Genomic DNA, 20,816 nt, shown 5'->3' on the forward strand with positions numbered 1-20,816 from the left:
GTCGTATCCCACATGTTCGTATCCCACATCGTCCTCACCCACTGTCGTCACCCGGTGCCCCTCCGGCGATGATCCCGCCCGGCGGCGCGACCGACGGATACCCTGGCGGGCGCCCCACGCCCATCGTGCCCCGACGACGCGGGCGCCCGACGACCCACGCCGCGCCCGTGTACGTCCCGCCACCCAGGAGCCCGACATGTCCGTCCCCACCCCCGCAGCGACCGACCTCCCACCGGGCACCCCGGGCACTCCCACAGGCCTCGGCGTCGATGTGGGCGGCACCGGGATCAAAGTGGGGCTCGTCGACCTCGCACGCGGCGAACTCATCGGGGACAGAGTCGTGCGGGGCACCCCCCAGCCCGCCACGCCCGACGCGATCGCGCAGACCATCCGCGAGATGACCGAGGAGTTCGAATGGACGGGCCCGGTCGGGGTCGCCCTGCCCAGCGTCATCCACGAGGGGGTGGCGCGGATCGCCCACAACATCGACAAATCGTGGATCGGGTGCGACGTGGCGGAGCTGTTCGACCGGCATCTCCCCGGCCGCACCGTGCTCATGCTCAACGATGCCGACGCCGCCGGCCTCACCGAGGTGCACTACGGCGCCGGCGAGGGAATCGACGGGCTGGTGATCCTCCTGACCTTCGGTACGGGCATCGGCTCCGCCCTCCTGCTCGACGGGAGACTGCTGCCGAACTCCGAGTTCGGTCACGTGATCGTCGAGGACATCGCCGGACGCGGATTCGACGAGGCCGAGCACCTGGCCTCCGCCGCGGTCCGGTCCCGCGACGGCCTGAGCTTCGCCGAATGGGCCCCCCACGTGTCCAACGTGCTGCGCTCGATCGAGGACCTCCTGTGGCCCCGCGCCTTCGTCCTGGGCGGCGGGGTCAGCGAGGTCGCCGACGAGTGGTTCCCTCTCCTCGAGAACCGGACCCCGGTGCGGGCCGCGGTCCGGCGCGGCGACGCCGGGATCATCGGCGCAGCGCTGTACGCGGCCGGCCATTCGGGCGTTCTCGACCTCGGCGGGGCACTACCAGACGACGAGGACTGACGCGGACCAACCCCGCCGGATGCGACCCCCCGACCAGAATCTCGTTACAATGGCCCACGCCGGGAACACGTACCGGCCGGGGACGGGCCCGGTACCGCAAGGCGGACGGCTCGAGTGTCTGCAGAAGGCGGCATCGATCCCCGATTCCGATCAAGTAACCGGTTGTGAAGGGGCGTTTGTGGCAGCCACGAAGACCACCAGTTCGGATTCCGCGGCGAGCGGCGATCCGTTGGACAGCGAGGTCGCTGGCGAGGCCCCCGCCAAGAAGACCGCCGCGCGCAAGGCGCCCGCGAAGAAGACGGCGGCCAAGAAGACCGCCGCCAAGAAGGCCCCGGCGAAGAAGGCGGCCGCCAAGAAGACCGCCGCCCCGACGAAGCCCGAGGGCGTCGACGGCGACCAGGTCGACGAAGAGCCGACCGATGCTCCCGAGGCCGAGCCGGACACCTCCGAGCTGGAGGACGTCGAGGTCGACGTCGAGGACGTCGAAGCGGACGAGGAGACCAAGGAAGAGCCCACCGCCAAGGACAAGGCGTCGGGCGATTTCGTCTGGGACGAGGACGAGTCGGAGGCCCTGCGCCAGGCGCGCAAGGACGCCGAGCTGACCGCCTCCGCCGACTCCGTACGCGCGTACCTCAAGCAGATCGGCAAGGTCGCCCTCCTCAACGCCGAGGAGGAGGTCGAGCTGGCCAAGCGCATCGAGGCCGGCCTGTACGCCACCTGGTTCCAGGCGCAGGTCGCCGAGCGCGGGGAGAAGCTCACCACCGCGCAGAAGCGTGATTACCGATGGATCGAGCGCGACGGCGTCCGCGCCAAGAACCACCTGCTCGAGGCCAACCTGCGACTCGTCGTCTCGCTGGCCAAGCGCTACACCGGCCGCGGCATGGCGTTCCTGGACCTCATCCAGGAGGGCAACCTCGGTCTGATCCGCGCGGTCGAGAAGTTCGACTACACCAAGGGCTACAAGTTCTCGACCTACGCCACCTGGTGGATCCGGCAGGCCATCACCCGCGCGATGGCCGACCAGGCCCGCACCATCCGTATCCCGGTGCACATGGTCGAGGTCATCAACAAGCTCGGGCGTATCCAGCGTGAGCTGCTCCAGGACCTGGGCCGCGAACCCACCCCCGAGGAGCTCGCCAAGGAGATGGACATCACGCCGGAGAAGGTGCTGGAGATCCAGCAGTACGCCCGGGAGCCGATCTCGCTCGACCAGACCATCGGCGACGAGGGCGACTCGCAGCTCGGTGACTTCATCGAGGACTCCGAGGCCGTGGTGGCCGTGGACGCCGTGAGCTTCACACTCCTGCAGGACCAGCTCCGTTCCGTCCTCGACACGCTGTCCGAGCGTGAGGCGGGCGTGGTGCGGCTGCGCTTCGGCCTCACCGACGGGCTGCCGCGCACCCTCGACGAGATCGGGCAGGTCTACGGGGTCACACGCGAGCGGATCCGGCAGATCGAGTCCAAGACGATGTCGAAGCTGCGCCACCCGTCGCGGTCCCAGGTGCTGCGCGACTACCTGGACTGAGCCCTTTCACGCATTCTCCGGCCCCGTTGTGCTCGCCCGACGGGGCCGCGGCGTGTCCGGGACACCCGGGAGGGACGGGGGCATACGATCTCCGGCATCAGCCTGGGAGAGACGACGAACGGCACCTGAGCTCCCGTCCGACAAGAACGCCCCGGCCAGTGCGGCCGGGGCGTTCTCTTGCGTATCCTGCGCTCGGGGCCTACCCCACGCCGCCGGTCACCAGCTCCGCAGGAGGGTGATCCTCTCGCGGATCTGCTCGGCGGAGGCCATCGGCACGGGCGGGCCGCCGCACGCATTGCGGAGCTGCGTGTGGATCGCCCCGTGCGACTTGCCCAGGCGACCCGAGTACACCGACACGAGGGTGTTGAGCTGACGCCGCAGGTCCTTGAGCTCGGCGGCGGAGGCGACCCGCTCCGCGGCCGCGCCGGCGTGCGCGCCGGGTCCGGCGGCGTTGCCGGGGATGGTCGCCCCGGACACCGCCGGGTCGGCGCCCACGACCGCGACCGACCCCGCCCCGGAGGCGGACTGGGCGGACGTGCGCTTGATCTGTTCCTTCTCGCGCTGCCGCAGCAGGGCTTTGACATCGTCGGCGCCCAACAGCCCGGGGAGCCCGATGTAGTCGGCCTCCTCCTCGCTGCCGGCGAATGTGGCCGTGCCGTAGGACGAGCCCTCGTACACGATCTGGTCGAGCTCTGCGTCGGCGCCGAGGGAGATGTAACCGCGGTCCTCGTCGTCCTCGGTGTTCTCGTCCTGCTGCTGGTTCGCCTGGGCGAGCAGCTGGTCCTCCAGCCCCTCCTCCCGGTGGGGCTTGCCCAGGACGTGGTCGCGCTGCGCCTCCATCTGCGAAGCCAGTTGCAGCAGCACGGGTACGGACGGGAGGAACACCGACGCGGTCTCCCCGGGCCGACGGGACCGGACGAACCGCCCGATCGCCTGCGCGAAGTACAGGGGTGTCGAGGCACTGGTGGCGTACACGCCGACGCTCAGTCGTGGCACGTCGACGCCCTCGGAGACCATCCGGACCGCGACCATCCACTCGTCGGTGGAGTCGGAGAAGGTACCGATCCGACTCGAGGCGGTCGGGTCGTCGGAGAGGACGACGGTCGGCGGGGTACCGGTGATCTCCGTCAGGAGCGCCGCGTACTCGCGGGCGCGCTCCTGGTCGGTGGCGATCACCAGACCGCCGGCGTCGGGCACTCCGCCGGCGCGGATCTGCCGGAGCCGGGTGTGCGCCGCCTGGAGCACGGCGGGCATCCAGTCACCGTGGGGGTCGAGGGCGACGCGCCAGGCACGGGACGTCTGGTCGGCACTCAGCGGCTCGCCGAGGCGGGCCGAGAACTCCTCGCCGGCGTTGCTGCGCCACCGGGCCTCGCCCGAATAGGCGAGGAAGACCACGGGGCGGACGACGCCGTCGGCCAGAGCATCGGCGTAGCCGTAGGAATGGTCGGCCTTGGAGCGCTGGTGTCCCTGCCCGTCGGGCTCGTAGGTGACGAACGGGATGGGACTGTCGTCGGACCGGAACGGGGTGCCGGTCAACGACAAGCGGCGCTCCGCGTCCTCGAACGCCTCGCGGATCGCGTCGCCCCAGCTCTTGGCGTCACCCCCGTGGTGGATCTCGTCGAGGATCACCAGGGTGCGCCTGGACGCGGTGCGTTCCCGGTGCTTGAACGGGTGCGCGGCCACCTGGGCGTATGTCACCACCACGCCGTGGTATTCCGGGGCGAGCGCGCCCGAGGTGTTGGAGTACTCGGGGTCGAGAGCGATGCCGGCGCGCGCGGCCGAGGCGGCCCACTGGTACTTGAGGTGTTCGGTGGGGGCCACCACGGTGATCGCGTCGACCGTGCGGTCGGCGAGCAGTTCGGAGGCGACTCTCAGGCCGAACGTCGTCTTGCCGGCGCCCGGGGTCGCCACGGCGAGGAAGTCCTTCGGCCGCGCCATGAGGTACTTGCGCAGCGCGGTGCGCTGCCAGGCGCGCAGCGACGCACCCCCGGCCGGCGGGGTGGAGTGTTCTGCGGTCTGTTCGTCTGGGCCCGGGACCGCGCCGGGATCACTCACCAGGCTTCAGGGTCTCGTAGACGCGCTTGCACTCCGGGCACACCGGCGATCCGGGCTTCGCGGATCGGGTGACCGGGAAGACCTCACCGCACAGGGCGATCACGTAGGAACCCATGACCGCGCTCTCGGCGATCTTGCTCTTGTCCACATAGTGGAAGAACTTGGGTGCGTCGTCCTGCGTCTCCTCGGTCGTCGTGACCTCGGGACGCTCGAGTGTCTTCGTCCGGGTGGTACTCACCCCCTCATGATGCCGCACCCGGGCGTCGCGGCGCCAACGCCGGAGTACCTTGGGCCCCATGGCACCCGACTTCCGCCGTCAGCGATCCGGGGAACGGGACGACACCTCGAGGCCCGTTCTCATCACGGGCGCGCGCGAGTCGTACCACGACGAGCTGGCGGCCCGGAAGAAGCGCTACTTCCTGCTGATGAGTATCCGGATCCCCGCGCTCTTCCTGGCGGCGGGGTCGCTGGCCCTCTGGAACAACCCGTGGATCGCCCTGGCGATCGTGGCGGGGTCCATCCCGATCCCGTGGATCGCCGTCATCGGGGCCAATGACCGGCCTCCCCTGCCCAAGGGACAGGCCCGCGCTTACACGGCGGGTCGCCTGTCGTCGAACATCCCGTATGCGCTGCCACCCGGGCTCACCGGGACGGACTCACCGCCCCGGGACACGAGCGCCCCCGACGCCGCACCCGATCCCACCCCGTCCGCCGACGAGAGCGACCTCGACACGTGAGCAGCCCGAACCCGACCCTCGCCGAACTCGCGCCCGCGCTGGCCGAGGCGTTCCGGCGGCACGACTACACGGTGGAGGGACTGGAGCGGGAGCTCGGGCCCGAGGCGGTCTCGGCCCTGGACAGATCGGATGCCGCGACGGTCCGCCGTCACGCGCGTGACGCGAGGGGGGTCGGGACCCTGGTGCGGCTGTTCGTCCTGGGCGATCCGCTCCCCCGCTCCGAGGTCGCCGCGACCCTGCCCGGGGTCGACGTGCGGGACGGCGTCGCTGCCGGATTGTGGACCGCGATCGACGACGGTGCCTCCCTGCGTGCGGAGATCGACCTGCGTCCGGTCGACACCGGGCACGGGACCCGCTGGGTGTTCGCGGACGTCGACGGGTCGATGGTCCACACCACGACCCGGCCGGACCACGTCCTGGGGGTCGGGCAGGCGACGCTCTCGCTGCTGCGTGTCACGCCCTCGTCCACCACCGGGTCGGTCCTGGATCTCGGCACCGGGTGTGGGATCCAGATGGTCCACGCGTCGGGGTCCGCCCGAACCGTCACCGGGACCGATATCACCCCTCGGTGCCTCGAGTTGGCGGCCGCCACCCTGGCGATCAACGGCCAGCGTGCGGAGCTCCTGCACGGTCCGTGGTTCGAGCCCGTGGCGGGGCGCCGGTTCGACCGTATCGTCGCCAATCCCCCGTTCGTGGTGGGCCCGCCCGAGACCGGGCACTCCTACCGCGAGTCCGGCCTGAAGCTCGACGGTGCCAGTCGGACGGTCGTGTCGGGCGCGCCGCAGCATCTGGCCGACGGTGGCACCGCGGTTTTGCTGGCGTCCTGGGTGGAGCGGGAGGACTCGGACTGGCGGGCCCACGTGTCGTCGTGGGTGCCGGCCGAGGGCGTCGACGCATGGATCGTGCGGCGGGACGTCTCCGACCCCGGCCTCTACGTGTGGACCTGGCTCACCGACGAGGGCATGGACCCACGCGACGAGGCCACCACGAGGGCCGCGGACGCCTGGTTGGACCACTTCGCCGAGGAGGGTGTGGCCGGGATCGGGTTCGGCTACGTTTACCTCCGGCGGATCGACGGGCCGTCGTCCGTCCTGTGCGAGGACCTCACGCACCCGTTCGGCGACGGCCTCGGTGACGAGGCGGAGGCCTACTTCGCGCGCACGGCGTGGCTGCGGGAGGCCGCGGAGCAACACGGCGGACAGGAGCGCGCCCTCGATGCCACGGTCTTCACAGTGTCGCCGGACGTCCACCTCCACCTCTCCGAATCCCTCGCCCCCGCCGGGCCGGACGAGGTCGGCTCCCCCGGTTCGTCCACCGTCGTGGTGGAGCGGGTCACCGGCGCCCGGTGGCGCCACGAGATCGATCCGCTCACCGCGAGCGTCCTGCGTGGGGCGCGGACGGGCGCGCTGCAGTTGGAGGACCTGGTGGTGCTCGCCGCGGTCGGTGCCGGGGAGGATCCCGACGCCCTCGCCGGCCCCGTCCGCCGGGTGGTCGCCGACCTGTTCCTCCACGGGTTCGTCGTCCCGGCGGGGATGCCAGGCCTCCTGCCCCCGGGGGTCGCCGCGGCCGTGGCCGCAGGGGCGGCGGGATGAGGGCCGTCGTCTCCCGGGTCACCGAGGCGTCGGTGACGGTGGACGGTGAGGTCGTCGGGGCCCTGTCACGCCCCGGACTGCTGGTCCTGTTGGGGGTGTCGGACGACGACGACGAGACCGACGTCGCCACGATGGTCCGCAAGATCTCGGACCTGCGGATCCTGCGGGAGGAACGCAGCGCCGCGGAGGTGGGCGCCCCCGTCCTGGTCGTCAGCCAGTTCACGCTCATGGGGTCGACCGCGAAGGGCAGGCGGCCGTCGTGGTCGAGAGCGGCTCGGGGCGAGGTGGCCGAACCCGTGGTGGACGCCGTGGTCCACGGTCTGCGCGAACGCGGCCTCGAGGTGGCCACGGGAGTCTTCGGCGCGATGATGCAGGTCCATTCGGTCAACGACGGCCCGTTCACGCTGCTGGTGGAGACCCCCAGCTCGGGCTGAGCGGGTTTCCTCGACGGATCGTGACCGACATCATCGGCGCGGGAACATTCCCGGTACCCCCGTCGTTGTAGAGGTACGTGACCGTGACCCGGCCACGCGCCTGATCCGTCCACCAGCAACCGAACGCCGGCCTCGTCACATGGCCAGGCAGGAGGAGGAGACATGACGTCAGCCACCACCCGATCGGACCGTCGGACGGAGGCGGGGCCGGACGGCCAGAGCCCGAGCGCTGACCTCGTCCGTGTCTACCTCAACGGGATCGGCAAGACGGCACTGCTCAACGCTGAGGACGAGGTCGAGCTCTCCAAGCGGATCGAGGCCGGTCTCTACGCCAAGCACGTGCTGGAGACCAAGAAGCGTCTGGGTCCGGTCCGCAAGGCCGACCTCAAGGCGATCGTCGCGGAAGGTGAGGCCGCCCGCGCCCATCTGCTGGAGGCCAACCTGCGCCTGGTGGTGTCGCTGGCCAAGCGCTACACGGGCCGCGGCATGCCGTTGCTGGACCTCATCCAGGAGGGCAACCTGGGCCTGATCCGTGCGATGGAGAAGTTCGACTACGCGAAGGGCTTCAAGTTCTCCACCTATGCCACCTGGTGGATCCGTCAGGCGATCACCCGCGGAATGGCCGATCAATCCCGCACCATCCGTCTGCCGGTCCACCTGGTCGAGCAGGTCAACAAGCTCGCCCGGATCAAGCGTGAACTCCACCAGCAGCTCGGCCGTGAGGCCTCCCTCGAGGAACTCGCCGAGGAGTCGGGCATCCCCGCGCACAAGATCGAGGAGCTGCTGGACCATTCGCGTGACCCGGTGAGCCTCGACATGCCGGTCGGCGCGGACGAGGAGGCGCCGCTCGGTGACTTCATCGAGGACGCCGAGGCCACCAGTGCCGAGAACACCGTGGTGACCAATGTGATGCACTCCGACGTGCGCGCGGTCCTGGCCACCCTCGAGGAGCGCGAGCAGCAGGTCATCACGCTGCGTTTCGGTCTCGACGACGGCCAGCCCCGCACCCTCGATCAGATCGGCAAGCGCTTCGGTCTGTCCCGCGAGCGGGTCCGCCAGATCGAGCGCGAGGTCATGGCCAAGCTCCGCGAGGGCCGTCGCGCGGACAAGCTCCGCTCCTACGCCGTCTGACCGGACGCCGGATCGCACGCCGCACGATCAGACGCTGCCCGATCGGACGCGAGCCGGGTTCCCCGGAGCCCTTCACACCGTGAGGTCGCAATCCCAGGGCCCCGCCTCCCCCGATCGGGAGGGGCGGGGCCTTCGCGGTGCCGTCCAGGGCCGACCACAGCGCCTAGCGCAGCCGGCGGGGCCCCTCGTCGGCGCTGAACCTGGGGGGCGGCCCCAGCCGGACCGTTGCGTAGAGCACCGCGAGACCGTCGGGTCCGGCGAGCGCCGGGTCCACCGACAGGCGCCGCATCTCCGGCACGTCCTCTACCAGGCATGAAACCCGCCCCATGAGCTCCACCAACGCGTCACGGTCCACAGGCGCGTCCCCGGCATACCCGTCGAGGAGCGCTGCGGCCCGGGGCCGGTCGAGCAGGGCGGCCGCCTCGCGGGGTGAGATCGGCAGCGTGCTGAACGCCCGGTCGGCCAGCAGATCCGACAACATCCCGGACAGTCCGAACGAGATGAGGGTGCCGAAGATCGGGTGATCGGCGACCCGGATGGTCACGGCGACCCCCTTGGTCGCCATCTTCTGCACGTGCAGGGAACGTGAGCCCGTCGTGGACTGGAGGAACGCGAAGGCATGCCGCACCGCGGCAGAGTCGACGAGGTCGAGTCGCACCCCGGACTGATCGCTGCGGGTCCGCCACCGGTCACTCATCGCCTTGACCGCCACCGGGTAGCCCAACTCGTCGGCGGCCATCACGGCCTGGTCGACATCCGTCACGACGCGGTAGTCGACGATGTCGATCCCGTAGCACTCCAACAGGGCCCGGACCTGGCCCTGCGTGAGCTCGAACGACTCGGTTCCGGCGTGGAGCTGGCAGAGCGAGTCCACGAGCTCCCGCGCGCGTGCGCGGTCGATGTCCTCGTACTCGGCGGGCTCCTCGGCCGGCTTGTCGAGCCACTCGGCGTACCGGCGGGCGCGCACCAGTGCGGACACCGCTCGTTCGGGATACGGGTAGGAGGGTATCGAGCCCCGCGCCGCCACCCCGGACTCGTCGGTCACCGTCAGTCCCTCCGGCAGCCCTTCCCCCGCGAGGAAGGTACTCACCACGGGCTTGCTGCTCTCGCCCGCGGCGGTACGGATCGCCTCGGCATAGGCGTCGGGTTCCGTCGCGACCGGAGGGACGAACACCGTCAGGACCGAGTCGACCTCGTCACGTGCGAGGACGTCCGCGATCGCCTCGCGGAACTCCTCCGGGGACGCGCCGGCACCCAGATCGACCGAATGCGCCACGGTGAAGCCCTGTTGACGCGCGGAGTCCCCGCCGAGGCGTCCGACCGCGGAGGAGTTGCCGACGATGCCGAGGCGACCTCCCGTGGGCAGCGGTTGGTAGGCCAGGAGCGTGGCGGTGTCGAACATGTCCGTGATGGAATCCACCTGGATGAGGCCGGAGTCGCGGAACAGTCCACCGATGGCGTTCGCCGTCAGCCCCTCGACGCCCGACTCCAGATCGTCGGCCGCTCGGCGGACCACCACCACCGGCTTGTTGCGCGCCACGCGCCGGGCGATCCGGGAGAACTTGCGGGCGTTACCGAAGCTCTCCAGGTAGAGCAGCACCACCTCGGTGGCGGTGTCGGTGTCCCAGTACTGCAGCAGGTCGTTGCCGGAGACGTCGGCGCGGTTACCGGCGGAGACGAACGTGGACAGCCCGAGCCTACGTCGGGCCGCGGCGGCGAGGATGGCGATCCCGAGCGCACCCGACTGGCAGAAGAACCCCGTGCGGCCGGGTCCCGGAACGACTTCTGCGAGGGTCGCGTTGAGCTGCACGTCGGGTGAGGTGTTGATCACCCCGAGCGCGTTGGGGCCGACCACGCGCATCCCGTGGGCGCGGGCCTCGCTGACCAGACGCCGTTCGGAGACGACGCCGGCGCTGCCGACGTCCGAGAACCCGGCGGAGATGACGACGAGGGTCGACACGCCCTTCGACAGGCAGTCGTCGAGGACTTCCGACATGGACGCCGCCGGTACTGCCACTACCGCGAGGTCCACGGGATCCGGGATGTCCCTGACGCTCGGATAGGCGCGCACGGACTGCACCGACGTGGCATCGGAATTGACGGGGTACACGGGACCGGAGAACCCGTTGCCGATGAGGTTGCGCAGTACCGTGTGCCCGATCTTGCCCACCTGGTCCGAGGCGCCGATCACGGCGACGGAACTGGGGTTGAGCACACGCGCCAGACTCCGTGCCTCCGCCGCCGCCTCCCGCGAGTTCCGGACATTGGTCAAGGCCTCGGATGGGTCGATCGCGAACTCCAGGTGGAGAGTGGACCCATCGAACGAACGGGAGATCTCGTACCCGGCCCGCCGGAACACCTGGATCATCGACCGGTTCTCGGAGAGCACCTCGGCCTCGAAGTGGTCGATCCCGCATTCGGCCGCGGCGCCGGCCAGGTGCTCGAGGAAGATCGACCCCAGCCCACGCCCCTGATGCTGGTCGGAGATGGTGAACGCGACCTCGGCGAAGGTCGAGTTCGGCAGTCGCTCGTAGATCGCCATGCCGATGACCTCCGCGCCCAACTCGGCGACGAACGCCATCCGGTCGCGGTAGTCGACGTTGGTCATCCGGGCGAGTTCACGGTCGGACAGCACATCGTGCGATCCGAAGTAACGCAGGTAGCGGGTGCGCTCGGACAGGCTGGTGTGGAACCGGGAGATCTTCTCGGCGTCGTTGGGCAGGATCGGCCGCACGCGCACGGCCCGCCCGTCGGATCCGAGTACGTCCGCAGCCCACTCGTGGGGATAGCCCTCCGGGTACTCGTCGACGGAGGTGTCGGTCGACGCGTGCTCGGGTGGGTCCACCGCCGGGGTGGCGTCGGTCGGGTTCTCGGTCACCGTGTCAACGGTCTCGCGGTCGCCGGGGTGCGCCATGGGGTCCTCCAGGGACTGAGGGGTAGGGGGTCGATGAGTCTGTTGCAGCGCCGCCGGTCAGTCGCGGGGATCGTCCGGGTCGAGTCCGAGCAGGGGGTAGACCGAGCGGCGGGTGTCGAGGATCGACTGGTCGAGTCGGGCGAGCGAACGATCCATCTCCACCCCCCGATCGGATCCCGCGGGCTCCCACGGGGTGTAGCCGGGGGTCTCCCCGTCCCCCATCGTCTGCGGGACGCGGTCGGGGACGGTGAACCTGCCGGCCGCGGCCCGCCACTGGTCCGGGATCGCGGTCGCCGGGTCGAGCGGGACCCCCAGCACGGCAGCGATGAGGTGGGTCCACGACCGCGGGACCACCCGCACCAGTTCGTAGCCGCCCCCGCCGATCGCGATGAGTCTCCCTTCGCAGAGTTCGTCAGCCAGCGCCACGACCTCCAGATACGACTGCCGGTGACCGTCGACGGTCAACGAGAGGTCGGCGAGCGGGTCTTCACGGTGCGAGTCGCACCCGGCCTGCATGACGATGATCTGGGGTTCGAACGTCCGCAGCACTCCGGGGACCACGGCGTGGAAGCCCCGCAGCCAGAGATCATCGGTGACCGCGGGGAGGTACGCCAGGTTGACGGCGGTGCCCTCCGCGCGGCCGACACCGGTCTCCGACGCCCAGCCGGTGGACGGCCACAGGGTGGCTGGGTGCTGGTGCAGGGACACCGTCAGGACCCGCGGGTCCTCGTAGAACGCGGTCTGGACGCCGTCCCCGTGGTGGACGTCGATGTCGACGTAGGCGACGCGGTCGTACCCGTTGTCGAGCAACCAGCTGATCGCCACCGCCGCGTCGTTGTAGACGCAGAACCCGGCGGCGGCAGCGGGCATGGCGTGGTGCATCCCCCCGGCGACGGAGACCGCACGCGTCGCGGCCCCGCTGGCGATGGCCCGGGCGGCCGTCAGCGTGCCGCCCGCGACCGCCGCGCTGGCCTCGTGCATCGCCGGGAACGTCGGGTTGTCGGCCGTCCCGAGCCCGTGGCTCATCCCGACATGCTCACCGGGCGGCAGGTCGCCGGCGGCCTTGACGGCGTCGATGTAGCGGGAGGTGTGGACCCTCAGTAGCTCGTCCTCGCTGGCCGACCCGGGGTCCAGCAGCTCGACACCCTGCAGGACGCCGAGCTCGGTCGCGAGCGACATGGTCAGATCGAGCCGCCGTGGACTCATCGGGTGGTCAGCGGAATGTCGATACTCCAGCAATGACGGACTCCACACGACCTTCGCCGCGACGCCGTCCCCGATCCCGGCCATAGCCACCGTCCTCCCGTGGGCCGGGTCGTTCCCGGCCCGAGCACCCCGAGCGAGCAGTGGGGCACGTCACCCGTGAATCTACGCGTGTGGCACCGGGCCCGGCCCCCGATTGTCCGCTCTCCACCCCGGTCGGTGGCCCGACGGTAGTCTCGGAGGCAGAACCCTGACGGCGCCCGCGCCTGCGGGGAGTCGCACACCTATCGACGATCCGACCGTGGAGGACTGCAGCGTGAAGGACCTGGTGGACACCACCGAGATGTACCTCCGCACCATTTACGAACTCGAGGAGGAAGGCGTGATCCCGCTGCGGGCGAGGATCGCCGAGCGCCTCGAGCAGAGCGGGCCGACCGTGAGCCAGACCGTCGCGCGGATGGAGCGCGACGGGTTGGTCCTCGTGGCCCCCGACCGGCATCTCCAGCTCACCGCCACGGGCAGGGAACTCGCGGTGGGTGTGATGCGTAAGCACCGCCTCGCCGAGCGTCTCCTGGTCGACGTGATCGGACTGGAGCTCGAGAAGGTCCACGCCGAGGCGTGCCGCTGGGAGCACGTGATGAGCGACGACGTCGAGCGGCGGCTCATCGAGGTCCTCGATGACCCCCGGACCTCTCCCTACGGCAACCCGATCCCCGGGCTGGAGCGGATCGGGTACCCCGCCTCCGCCCTCGACGACCCCAACCAGATCAGGCTCTCGGCGCTGGAGAGCGACGTGGCCCACCGGGTCCGGATCCGGGCGATCGGTGAGAACGTGCAGATCGACACGGAACTGATCTCCGAGCTCCGGGCCGTGGGCGTCGAACCGCTCAGAACCGTCACCGCCACCCGCCGCGGGCACCTCGTCGAGCTCGACTCCGGTGAGGGGCGCACGGTGGAACTCGACGGCGACCACGCCCACGCGATCCAGGTCGAGATCGTCTCGTGAAGCTGCTCGTCACCGGCGGCGCCGGGTATGTCGGCGGGGTCTGCGCGACGGTCCTGATCGAGCGCGGTCACGAGGTGGTGGTGCTCGACGACCTGTCCACGGGTAACCGGGACGGGGTTCCCGAGGGGGCGACGTTCGTCGAGGGGGACGTGGCCGTACGCGCGCCGGAGGTTCTCGACTCCTCGTTCGACGGTGTCCTGCACTTCGCCGCGCGTTCCCTCGTCGGCGAGTCCGTCGAGAAGCCCGGGGAGTACTGGCAGGGCAACGTCGTCACGTCCCTGGCCCTCCTCGACGCGATGCGTGAGTCCGGGGTGGGCAACCTGGTGTTCTCCTCCACCGCCGCCACCTACGGCGAGCCCGAGCAGGTCCCCATCACCGAGGACATGCCCACGCGTCCGACCAACACCTACGGGGCCACCAAACTCGCGATCGATCACGCCATCACGTCGTACGCCACCGCGTACGGTCTCGCCGCGACCAGCCTGCGCTACTTCAACGTCGCCGGGGCCTATCACGGTGCGGGCGAGAACCGGGTCGTGGAGACCCACCTCATCCCCCTCGTGCTGCAGGTCGCGCTCGGCCATCGCGCCGATATCAAGGTCTTCGGTGACGACTGGCCCACCCCCGATGGCACGTGCATCCGCGACTACATCCACGTCGCCGACCTCGCCGACGCCCATCTGCTGGCGCTGGAGACCAACACTCCTGGCACCCACCGGGTGCTCAACCTGGGCAGCGGTGAGGGGTTCTCCGTCCGTGAGGTCATCGACGTGTGCCGGGAGGTCACCGGACATCCCATCCCCGACGTCGTCGCCCCACGTCGCGCCGGCGACCCGGCGGTGCTCGTGGCCTCCAGCGCCCGGGCGATCGCCGAACTCGGGTGGAACCCCTCCCGCACCGACCTGCGTACGGTCGTCGAGGACGCCTGGGCGTTCACCGAGGCGCTCGGCGACCGCGCGCACTCGGCTCCGCGCTGACCCGGAGCGGCTCAGGCGGCCGCGGCCACCTGCCTGAGCCGTTCCGGAGACAGGCCCGCGTGCAGGCTGTCGATCAGGAGCCGGGCGAGGGAGTTGCCGGCGTCGGCGTCCAGGGCCGCCGACAGGGCCGACCAGGCGTGCACCCCGCTACCGTCGAAGTAGGCCGCGGCGCCGAGTAGCAGGAGCGCCACCGAGCGTTCGCGCCCCGGCCTCCGGCGCGCGACCGCCCACCACACGAGACGTCGGCCGTCGCCGTCGCCCAGACCCCGCTGGGCCAGCCGCCGGTAGATCTCGTCCCGAACCGCGATGACGAGCAGGTCCCGGCCGATTCCGGCGAGCTCGTCGTCGTCGACACTCTCCCCCACCTCCAGTCGACGTGCGGCGTCGTCGTGACGCTCGACCGCCTCGGCCACCACCGCCTCCGCCACCCGACGGGCCCCGTCCACCCGCGGCGGCCCCGACTCGTGGGGATCCTCGTCGCAGGCGTCCGCGTCCCGCACGAGGTACATCCGGTCTATCTCGTCCCGCGAGCCGGCCCGGACCCGGCCACCGTACGCGTGGACCGCGGCGATCTGCGTCGAGTCGGGATCGAGTTGGACCCCACGGACCATCCCGAACAGGTCCACCCACGGTGCGCCCTCGGCGAACTCGCCGACGCCGTAGGCCGCCGCGACCTCTGTGCCCGCGACACCCAGCCAGTACTCGAACGCCGATGCGGCGTCCTCCGCCCGCAAGCCCGCGTGGTAGTCCTCCACGCAGTCCTCGTGCACCACGACCAGATGCACCGACCCGATCCCCTCCCGCGCGCAGAACTGCGCCAACCCGCGCGCGGGACCGGGATCGACAGCCGGGTTCGAGCGCCCCACGGAAGCGTCGTCGGGACCGCCGTCGTGATAACCGTCCACGTCGTCGTCACCGTCGAGCAACTCGTCGTCATCGGGGTCGCCCCGTCCCGCCCCCAGCAACCCGTCGACATCCATACGGACCACCGGCCCCTGCCCGCCGTCGGCCGTCTCGCCGCACAGCACCACCACCGACCCCCGGCCCGGTGGGAACCCGAGCATCGCCGGTATGGAGGCGATCAACTCCTCCGGCGAGGAGATCACCACCGTCGCCCGTCCGTCCGCCCCGTCATCGTCGATCATCTCGCCGGTCGTCATCGCCCTCATCCGTCTCCTGTCTCGCGCGTCCTGGGCCCCGCCCGGGTCCCGGCCCGCAGGTGCCGTGCACCGGTCTCACCATCGGGCACGTGGTCGGCCACCGGAGGCCTGCGGGCGTCCTGTCGCGCCCCGCCTGTGGAGAGGGGGACGACCTGTGGGGAACGGCAGGGGCACCGCCACCGGGGAATCAACCCGGGCGCGGTGTCGTTGTCACAGTTGTGAACCCCGTCCCGGATGGACGACCGGGCGACCCCGTACTCCCGACGGACGGGGTGTGGTGACGAGAGGAGTCGACATGGCCAGGCACAGCGATCTGTACCGAATGATCGAACCCGTTCCCGACCTGCGTTCTGAGGACGGCCGCGGGCCGGTCCTCGTGCACGGACTCGAGGGGTTCTCGGATGCCGGCCAGGCGATCCAGGGCGTGGCCGAACACCTCCGCGAAACCCTGGACTCGCAGCTGATCGTCGAGTTCGACGTCGACGAGCTGGTGGACTACCGGTCCCGCCGCCCCCACCTGAAATACTCGTTCGATCGGTTCTCCGAGTACGACCAGCCGACGATCCAACTGCACGCCGTCAAGGCCACCGACGGCACGTCGTTCCTGTTGCTCTCGGGCCTCGAACCCGACCTGAAGTGGGACGGTTTCACCAACTCCGTGATCGATCTGGCCGCCACCTTCGGCGTCCGCATGTCGATCGGACTCGGGGCAATGCCGCTGGGCGTGCCGCACACCCGGCCGACCAACTCCAGCGCCCACGCCAGTGATGTGGACCTCATCCAGGGGTTCACCGCCTGGCCCGGCGAGTTCTCCGTGCCCGGCAACGTGACCTCACTGCTCGAGCTGCGGATGGCCGAGCACGGGATCCCGTCCGCGGGCTTCACCGTGCACGTCCCCCAGTACCTGTCCCAGACCGCGTACCCCGCGGCGGTGCTCAACCTCGTCGACAACGTCTCGCGGCTCGCGGACCTCGAGCTGCCGACCACCGGACTGGAGAAGGCCGCCGAGGAGTTCACCGCGCAGGTCAACGCGCAGATCGAGAACAACCACGAGGTCCTCACCGCCGTCGAGCTCATGGAGAAGCAGTACGACCAGTTCATGGAGACGCGGCTGGGCTCCGATTCACTCAACCCCGGCGGCAAGCCGTTGCCCTCCGGCGACGAGATCGGTGCCGAGTTCGAGCGGTTCCTGGCCCAGCAGGCCGAGGACGACGGGTCGGGCCGGGGCCCGGAGATGAACGGCTGACCGACCCCGGCGACTAGGCTCGGACCGGTGCATCTGCCCCACCTCCTCGCCGACCTCGACGACGTCCCCGCCGACCTGCACGACGAGGCGGTGTTCGACGCGTTCGTGGCGTGGGCCGCCGACCGGGGGCTGACGCCGTACCCGGCGCAGGAGGAAGCCGTCCTCGAGATCGCCGCCGGCAGCCACGTGATCCTGGCCACCCCCACAGGCTCCGGCAAGTCCCTCGTGGCACTGGGGGCCCACTTCTCGGCGATGGCACGAGGTGTCCGCAGCTACTACACCGCCCCCATCAAGGCGCTCGTCAGCGAGAAGTTCTTCGCCCTGTGCGAGGTCTTCGGCGCCGAGAACGTGGGCATGCTCACCGGCGACGCCTCGGTCAACGCCGACGCCCCCATCGTCTGCGCCACCGCCGAGATCGTCGCCAACATCGCCCTGCGAGAGGGGTCGGCCGCCGACATCGGCCAGGTGGTGATGGACGAGTTCCACTACTACTCCGAGCCGGACCGCGGGTGGGCCTGGCAGGTGCCGCTCATCGAACTGCCCGACACGCAGTTTCTGCTCATGTCCGCGACCCTCGGGGACGTCGACTGGTTGCGGGAGGACCTGCGTCGGCGCACGGGTCGGGAGTGCGTGCACATCGGCGGCACCGAACGCCCCGTCCCCCTGTCGTTCGAGTACGAGCTCAGCGGCGTCCACGAGACGGTGGAACTGCTCCTCCGTGACGGCAAGGCCCCCGTCTACATCGTCCACTTCACCCAGGCCGCCGCACTCGAACAGGCCCAGGCGTTGACCTCGCTCTCGGTGGCGACCAAGGAGCGCAAGGCCGCGGTCTCCGAGGAGATCGGCGGGTTCCGGTTCAGCACCGCGTTCGGCCGCACCCTGCGCAAACTCCTGCTCCACGGGATCGGCGTCCACCACGCGGGCATGCTCCCCAAATACCGGCGGCTGGTGGAGCGGCTGGCGCAGGACGGCCTGCTCACCGTCATCTGCGGTACGGACACCCTCGGCGTCGGGATCAACGTGCCCATCCGGACCGTGCTGTTCACCGGCCTGACCAAGTTCGACGGCCGTCGTCAGCGGGTCCTCAAGGCCCGCGAGTTCCACCAGATCGCGGGCCGTGCCGGTCGGGCCGGGTTCGACACCGAGGGGTTCGTGGTGGTGCTCGCCCCCGAGCACGAGATCGAGAACGCCAAGGCCGCCGCGAAGGCCGCCGCCAACCCCAAGAAGAAGGCCAAGGCGGGCAAGAAGAAGCCCCCCGAGGGGTTCGTCAACTGGTCCCGGTCGACCTTCGACAAGCTCGTCGGCGCGCAGCCGGAGCAACTGACCAGTCGCTTCGAGGTGAGCAACTCGATGCTGCTCAACATCATCTCCCGACCCGGCAGTTGCTACGACCACATGCGGCACCTGCTGTTGTCCTCGCACGAGACCCGCGCGCGGGTACGTCGGCACGTGCTCCGCGCGATCGAGCTGTTCCGCGGACTGGAGGCCGCCGGGATCGTGGAACGGCTCCCGGAGCCCGACGGCGACGGGCGGCACGTCCGGCTGACGGTGGACCTCCAACGGGATTTCGCGCTGAACCAGCCGCTGGCGCCGTTCGCGATCGCTGCGATGGAGGTGCTCGACCCGGAGTCCCCCACCCCCGAGCTGGACCTGGTCTCGGTGATCGAGGCCGTGCTCGACGATCCCCGGCCGATCCTGTACGCCCAGCAGCGCCAGGCCCGTGGGGAGGCGATCGGGGCGCTCAAGGCCGACGGGGTCGAGTACTCCGAGCGCATGGAGTTGGTCGAGGACATCTCGTGGCCCAAGCCGCTCGGGGACCTCATCGCCGACGCCTACGACGCCTACCGCGCAGGGCATCCGTGGGTCGCCGGGATCGAACCGTCACCGAAATCGGTCATCCGGGAGATGGTCGAACGGGGCATGACGTTCTCGGACCTCGTCTCGGCCTACGGGCTCGGCCGCTCCGAGGGAGCCGTCCTGCGCTACCTCACCGACGCCTACCGGGCACTGCGCCAGACCGTCCCCGCCGACCGACGCTCCGAGGAGTTCGAGGACCTGGTCGAGTGGCTGGGCGAACTGGTCCGACAGGTGGACTCGAGCCTGCTGGACGAGTGGGAGCTCCTCACCGACCCGGATGTGTCGTCCGCCCAGGTCGCGGAGCTCGCGTTCGGTGAGTCCGCCGGGAACACCAGGCCCGTCACCGCGAACAGGCGCGCGTTCCGCGTGATGGTGCGCAACGCGATGTTCCGCCGCGTCGAACTGCTCTCGCGCGACGACATCGAGCGGTTGGCGGAACTTGACGCCGACGTGCCCGACCACCCCGACTGGGACTCGGAGATCGACGCCTACTGGGACGAGTACGACGCCATCGGAACCGGTCCGGCGGCCCGTGGCCCGGCGCTGTTCACGGTCACCGAGTCGGGCCCCGGCGTGGAGACCAATACGTGGCGGGTCCGGCAGGTGCTCGACGACCCGGAGGGCGACCACGGTTGGGCGATCGAGGGTGTGGTGGACCTGGCGGCCTGCGACGAGGCGGGCGAGGTGCGTTTCGCCTCACTCGCCCTCCACGGGTGAACCCGCCCCCGACCTGGAACCTACCCGCGCGGCCCGGGTCCGTAGCATGTGCGACGAACCCCGACCCGATCGATGGAGGACAGTTGTGACCCCCCGCATCCTGTACAAGAGACTCGCGCTCGCGGAGGTGGTCACCTGGACGCTCCTGATCCTGGGCATGATCGGCAAGTACGGCTTGGGATTCGACTGGGCGACCATGGTCGGCGGCAGCGTCCACGGGTTCGTGTTCCTCTGCTACGCGGTGGCCACCGTCGCGGTCTGGACCGACAAGCGGTGGACCGCAGGGACCGGTGTCCTCGGTCTGGCCTCCGCCGTGATCCCCTATGCAACCGTCCCGTTCGAGCGGTCGGTGGAGCGTCGTGGACTGCTCGACGGCCCGTGGCGGGTCGGCCCGGAGGGCGACGCCCCGCGTACGCTCCCGGAGCGCGTTCTGGCCTTCGCGGTGCGGTCGCCCGCCCTCGCGTTGGTGGCGACGCTCGTCGTGGTGGCGATCGTGTTCTCGCTGTTGCTGATGGCCGGCCCGCCGACCGAGTGGTTCTCGTGACCCCCACCCGCGAACCCGGCCGCCGGGAGTTGAACAAGGCCGACAAGCAGCGGCGCATCCACGCGGCCGCCCGCGACCTGTTCACCCGTCGCGGCTACTCCTCGGTGACCACCCAGGAGGTCGCCGATCTGGCCGAGGTCGGGACGGGGACGCTGTTCCGGTACGCGCAGTCCAAGGGCGAACTGTTGTGCATGGTCGCCAACGACGAGTTCCGCGCGATGGTCGAGACCGTCCCGGCCACCGGCGACCCGGTGAACGATCTCGTCACCCTGTGCGAACCTCTCCTGGTGGCGCTCGACAGGCAGCCGGAGAACATCGCGGCGTACCACCGCGAGACGCTGTTCGGGGAGCCCGGGCCGCACCGCGCGGAGGCGCAACGCATCCTCGGAGAGCTTCGCGACCTCATCGCCGGCGTCCTCGCAGGTCACTCGGGCACCTCCGCGACCGCGGACGACCTCGCCGGTCCGGCCCAGACCGTGTTCGACGTGCTCTACATGACCATCGTGCGGTGCGGGGTGGAGCGCTCCCCCGTCAGCGACAGCCGCGGGACTGTCACCGAGCAGGTCCGCCACGTGCTCTACGGCGTCCTGCCTCCGGCCGCCACGGGTTCCGACCGACCACACCCACCCCGGTGTGCGGCGCGCCACCGCGTCGGGCGAGACTGACA

Annotated in this window: 17 protein-coding genes; 12 read left to right on the forward strand and 5 right to left on the reverse strand. The window is 70.5% G+C overall.

Annotated elements, in window-relative coordinates:
- The first annotated feature begins 196 nt into the window (after nucleotides 1-196).
- Complete coding sequence (gene ppgK, locus Q2K20_RS08905) at nucleotides 197-1,051, forward strand: polyphosphate--glucose phosphotransferase (protein ID WP_096905521.1); 855 nt, start codon at nucleotides 197-199, stop codon at nucleotides 1,049-1,051.
- 178 nt (nucleotides 1,052-1,229) lie between these two features.
- Entirely contained in the window at nucleotides 1,230-2,576 is a 1,347-nt protein-coding gene (locus Q2K20_RS08910) for an RNA polymerase sigma factor (RefSeq protein WP_119191648.1), read from the forward strand.
- Between the two features lie 216 nt (nucleotides 2,577-2,792).
- Here the strand turns inward: Q2K20_RS08910 and Q2K20_RS08915 are convergent, their stop codons facing one another.
- Both Q2K20_RS08915 and Q2K20_RS08920 read right to left on the reverse strand, forming a co-directional pair.
- Nucleotides 2,793-4,631, reverse strand: coding sequence for a DEAD/DEAH box helicase (locus Q2K20_RS08915; protein ID WP_067715840.1), 1,839 nt, complete (start codon nucleotides 4,629-4,631; stop codon nucleotides 2,793-2,795).
- Nucleotides 4,624-4,869, reverse strand: coding sequence for a DUF3039 domain-containing protein (locus tag Q2K20_RS08920; RefSeq protein WP_017837712.1), 246 nt, complete (start codon nucleotides 4,867-4,869; stop codon nucleotides 4,624-4,626). Before Q2K20_RS08920 ends, Q2K20_RS08915 begins: the two co-directional genes overlap by 8 nt.
- Nucleotides 4,870-4,927: 58 nt before the next feature.
- Between Q2K20_RS08920 and Q2K20_RS08925 the strand changes: the two genes are divergently transcribed.
- The 4 genes from Q2K20_RS08925 (at nucleotide 4,928) to Q2K20_RS08940 (ending at nucleotide 8,525) form a co-directional block, all read left to right on the forward strand.
- Entirely contained in the window at nucleotides 4,928-5,368 is a 441-nt protein-coding gene (locus Q2K20_RS08925; protein ID WP_119191647.1) for a DUF3099 domain-containing protein, read from the forward strand.
- Entirely contained in the window at nucleotides 5,365-6,960 is a 1,596-nt protein-coding gene (locus Q2K20_RS08930) for a N5-glutamine methyltransferase family protein (protein ID WP_119191646.1), read from the forward strand. The genes Q2K20_RS08925 and Q2K20_RS08930 overlap by 4 nt, the downstream gene beginning before the upstream one ends.
- Complete coding sequence (gene dtd, locus Q2K20_RS08935; protein ID WP_069390201.1) at nucleotides 6,957-7,394, forward strand: D-aminoacyl-tRNA deacylase; 438 nt, start codon at nucleotides 6,957-6,959, stop codon at nucleotides 7,392-7,394. The genes Q2K20_RS08930 and dtd overlap by 4 nt, the downstream gene beginning before the upstream one ends.
- Nucleotides 7,395-7,556: 162 nt before the next feature.
- Entirely contained in the window at nucleotides 7,557-8,525 is a 969-nt protein-coding gene (locus Q2K20_RS08940; protein ID WP_096905525.1) for a sigma-70 family RNA polymerase sigma factor, read from the forward strand.
- Nucleotides 8,526-8,688: 163 nt separating this feature from the next.
- Here the strand turns inward: Q2K20_RS08940 and Q2K20_RS08945 are convergent, their stop codons facing one another.
- On the reverse strand, nucleotides 8,689-11,439 hold the full coding sequence (locus tag Q2K20_RS08945; protein WP_082923878.1) for a GNAT family N-acetyltransferase: 2,751 nt from the start codon (nucleotides 11,437-11,439) through the stop codon (nucleotides 8,689-8,691).
- Nucleotides 11,440-11,496: 57 nt separating this feature from the next.
- Entirely contained in the window at nucleotides 11,497-12,729 is a 1,233-nt protein-coding gene (locus Q2K20_RS08950) for an acetoin utilization protein AcuC (RefSeq protein ID WP_067715829.1), read from the reverse strand.
- 229 nt (nucleotides 12,730-12,958) lie between these two features.
- Here Q2K20_RS08950 and Q2K20_RS08955 point away from each other — a divergent pair, with 229 nt between their 5' ends.
- Nucleotides 12,959-13,648 carry a metal-dependent transcriptional regulator gene (locus tag Q2K20_RS08955; protein ID WP_067715884.1) on the forward strand — a complete coding sequence of 230 codons (690 nt, stop codon included), beginning with the start codon at nucleotides 12,959-12,961 and terminating at the stop codon, nucleotides 13,646-13,648.
- A complete protein-coding gene (gene galE, locus Q2K20_RS08960; RefSeq protein WP_069390204.1) occupies nucleotides 13,645-14,625 on the forward strand; it encodes a UDP-glucose 4-epimerase GalE in 981 nt (326 codons plus the stop codon). Before Q2K20_RS08955 ends, galE begins: the two co-directional genes overlap by 4 nt.
- An 11-nt stretch (nucleotides 14,626-14,636) precedes the next feature.
- Here the strand turns inward: galE and Q2K20_RS08965 are convergent, their stop codons facing one another.
- Nucleotides 14,637-15,794, reverse strand: a complete 1,158-nt coding sequence (locus tag Q2K20_RS08965) for a DUF4192 family protein (RefSeq protein ID WP_269504362.1) — start codon at nucleotides 15,792-15,794, stop codon at nucleotides 14,637-14,639.
- A gap of 286 nt (nucleotides 15,795-16,080) precedes the next feature.
- Between Q2K20_RS08965 and Q2K20_RS08970 the strand changes: the two genes are divergently transcribed.
- The 4 genes from Q2K20_RS08970 to Q2K20_RS08985 all read left to right on the forward strand — a co-directional run bounded on the left by Q2K20_RS08970 (nucleotide 16,081) and on the right by Q2K20_RS08985 (nucleotide 20,814).
- The gene (locus Q2K20_RS08970; protein WP_069390205.1) at nucleotides 16,081-17,031 is read left to right on the forward strand and encodes a proteasome assembly chaperone family protein; all 951 of its coding nucleotides are present in this window, start codon (nucleotides 16,081-16,083) and stop codon (nucleotides 17,029-17,031) included.
- 27 nt (nucleotides 17,032-17,058) lie between these two features.
- On the forward strand, nucleotides 17,059-19,605 hold the full coding sequence (locus Q2K20_RS08975; RefSeq protein ID WP_159148027.1) for a DEAD/DEAH box helicase: 2,547 nt from the start codon (nucleotides 17,059-17,061) through the stop codon (nucleotides 19,603-19,605).
- Between the two features lie 85 nt (nucleotides 19,606-19,690).
- Entirely contained in the window at nucleotides 19,691-20,149 is a 459-nt protein-coding gene (locus Q2K20_RS08980) for a DUF3817 domain-containing protein (RefSeq protein WP_096905531.1), read from the forward strand.
- Nucleotides 20,146-20,814, forward strand: coding sequence for a TetR/AcrR family transcriptional regulator (locus Q2K20_RS08985; RefSeq protein WP_083249828.1), 669 nt, complete (start codon nucleotides 20,146-20,148; stop codon nucleotides 20,812-20,814). The genes Q2K20_RS08980 and Q2K20_RS08985 overlap by 4 nt, the downstream gene beginning before the upstream one ends.
- The last annotated feature ends 2 nt before the right edge of the window (nucleotides 20,815-20,816 follow it).

This window comes from Dietzia sp. IN118, assembly GCF_032905965.1.
Lineage (GTDB): Bacteria > Actinomycetota > Actinomycetes > Mycobacteriales > Mycobacteriaceae > Dietzia > Dietzia kunjamensis.

Coding starts and splice junctions, on each gene's coding strand:
- ppgK (WP_096905521.1), top strand. CDS start 197: ATGTCCGTCCCCACCCCCGCAGCGACCGACCTCCCACCGGGCACCCCG.
- Q2K20_RS08925 (WP_119191647.1), top strand. CDS start 4,928: ATGGCACCCGACTTCCGCCGTCAGCGATCCGGGGAACGGGACGACACC.
- dtd (WP_069390201.1), top strand. CDS start 6,957: ATGAGGGCCGTCGTCTCCCGGGTCACCGAGGCGTCGGTGACGGTGGAC.
- Q2K20_RS08940 (WP_096905525.1), top strand. CDS start 7,557: ATGACGTCAGCCACCACCCGATCGGACCGTCGGACGGAGGCGGGGCCG.
- Q2K20_RS08945 (WP_082923878.1), bottom strand. CDS start 11,439: ATGGCGCACCCCGGCGACCGCGAGACCGTTGACACGGTGACCGAGAAC.
- Q2K20_RS08950 (WP_067715829.1), bottom strand. CDS start 12,729: ATGGCCGGGATCGGGGACGGCGTCGCGGCGAAGGTCGTGTGGAGTCCG.
- Q2K20_RS08965 (WP_269504362.1), bottom strand. CDS start 15,794: ATGAGGGCGATGACGACCGGCGAGATGATCGACGATGACGGGGCGGAC.
- Q2K20_RS08970 (WP_069390205.1), top strand. CDS start 16,081: ATGGCCAGGCACAGCGATCTGTACCGAATGATCGAACCCGTTCCCGAC.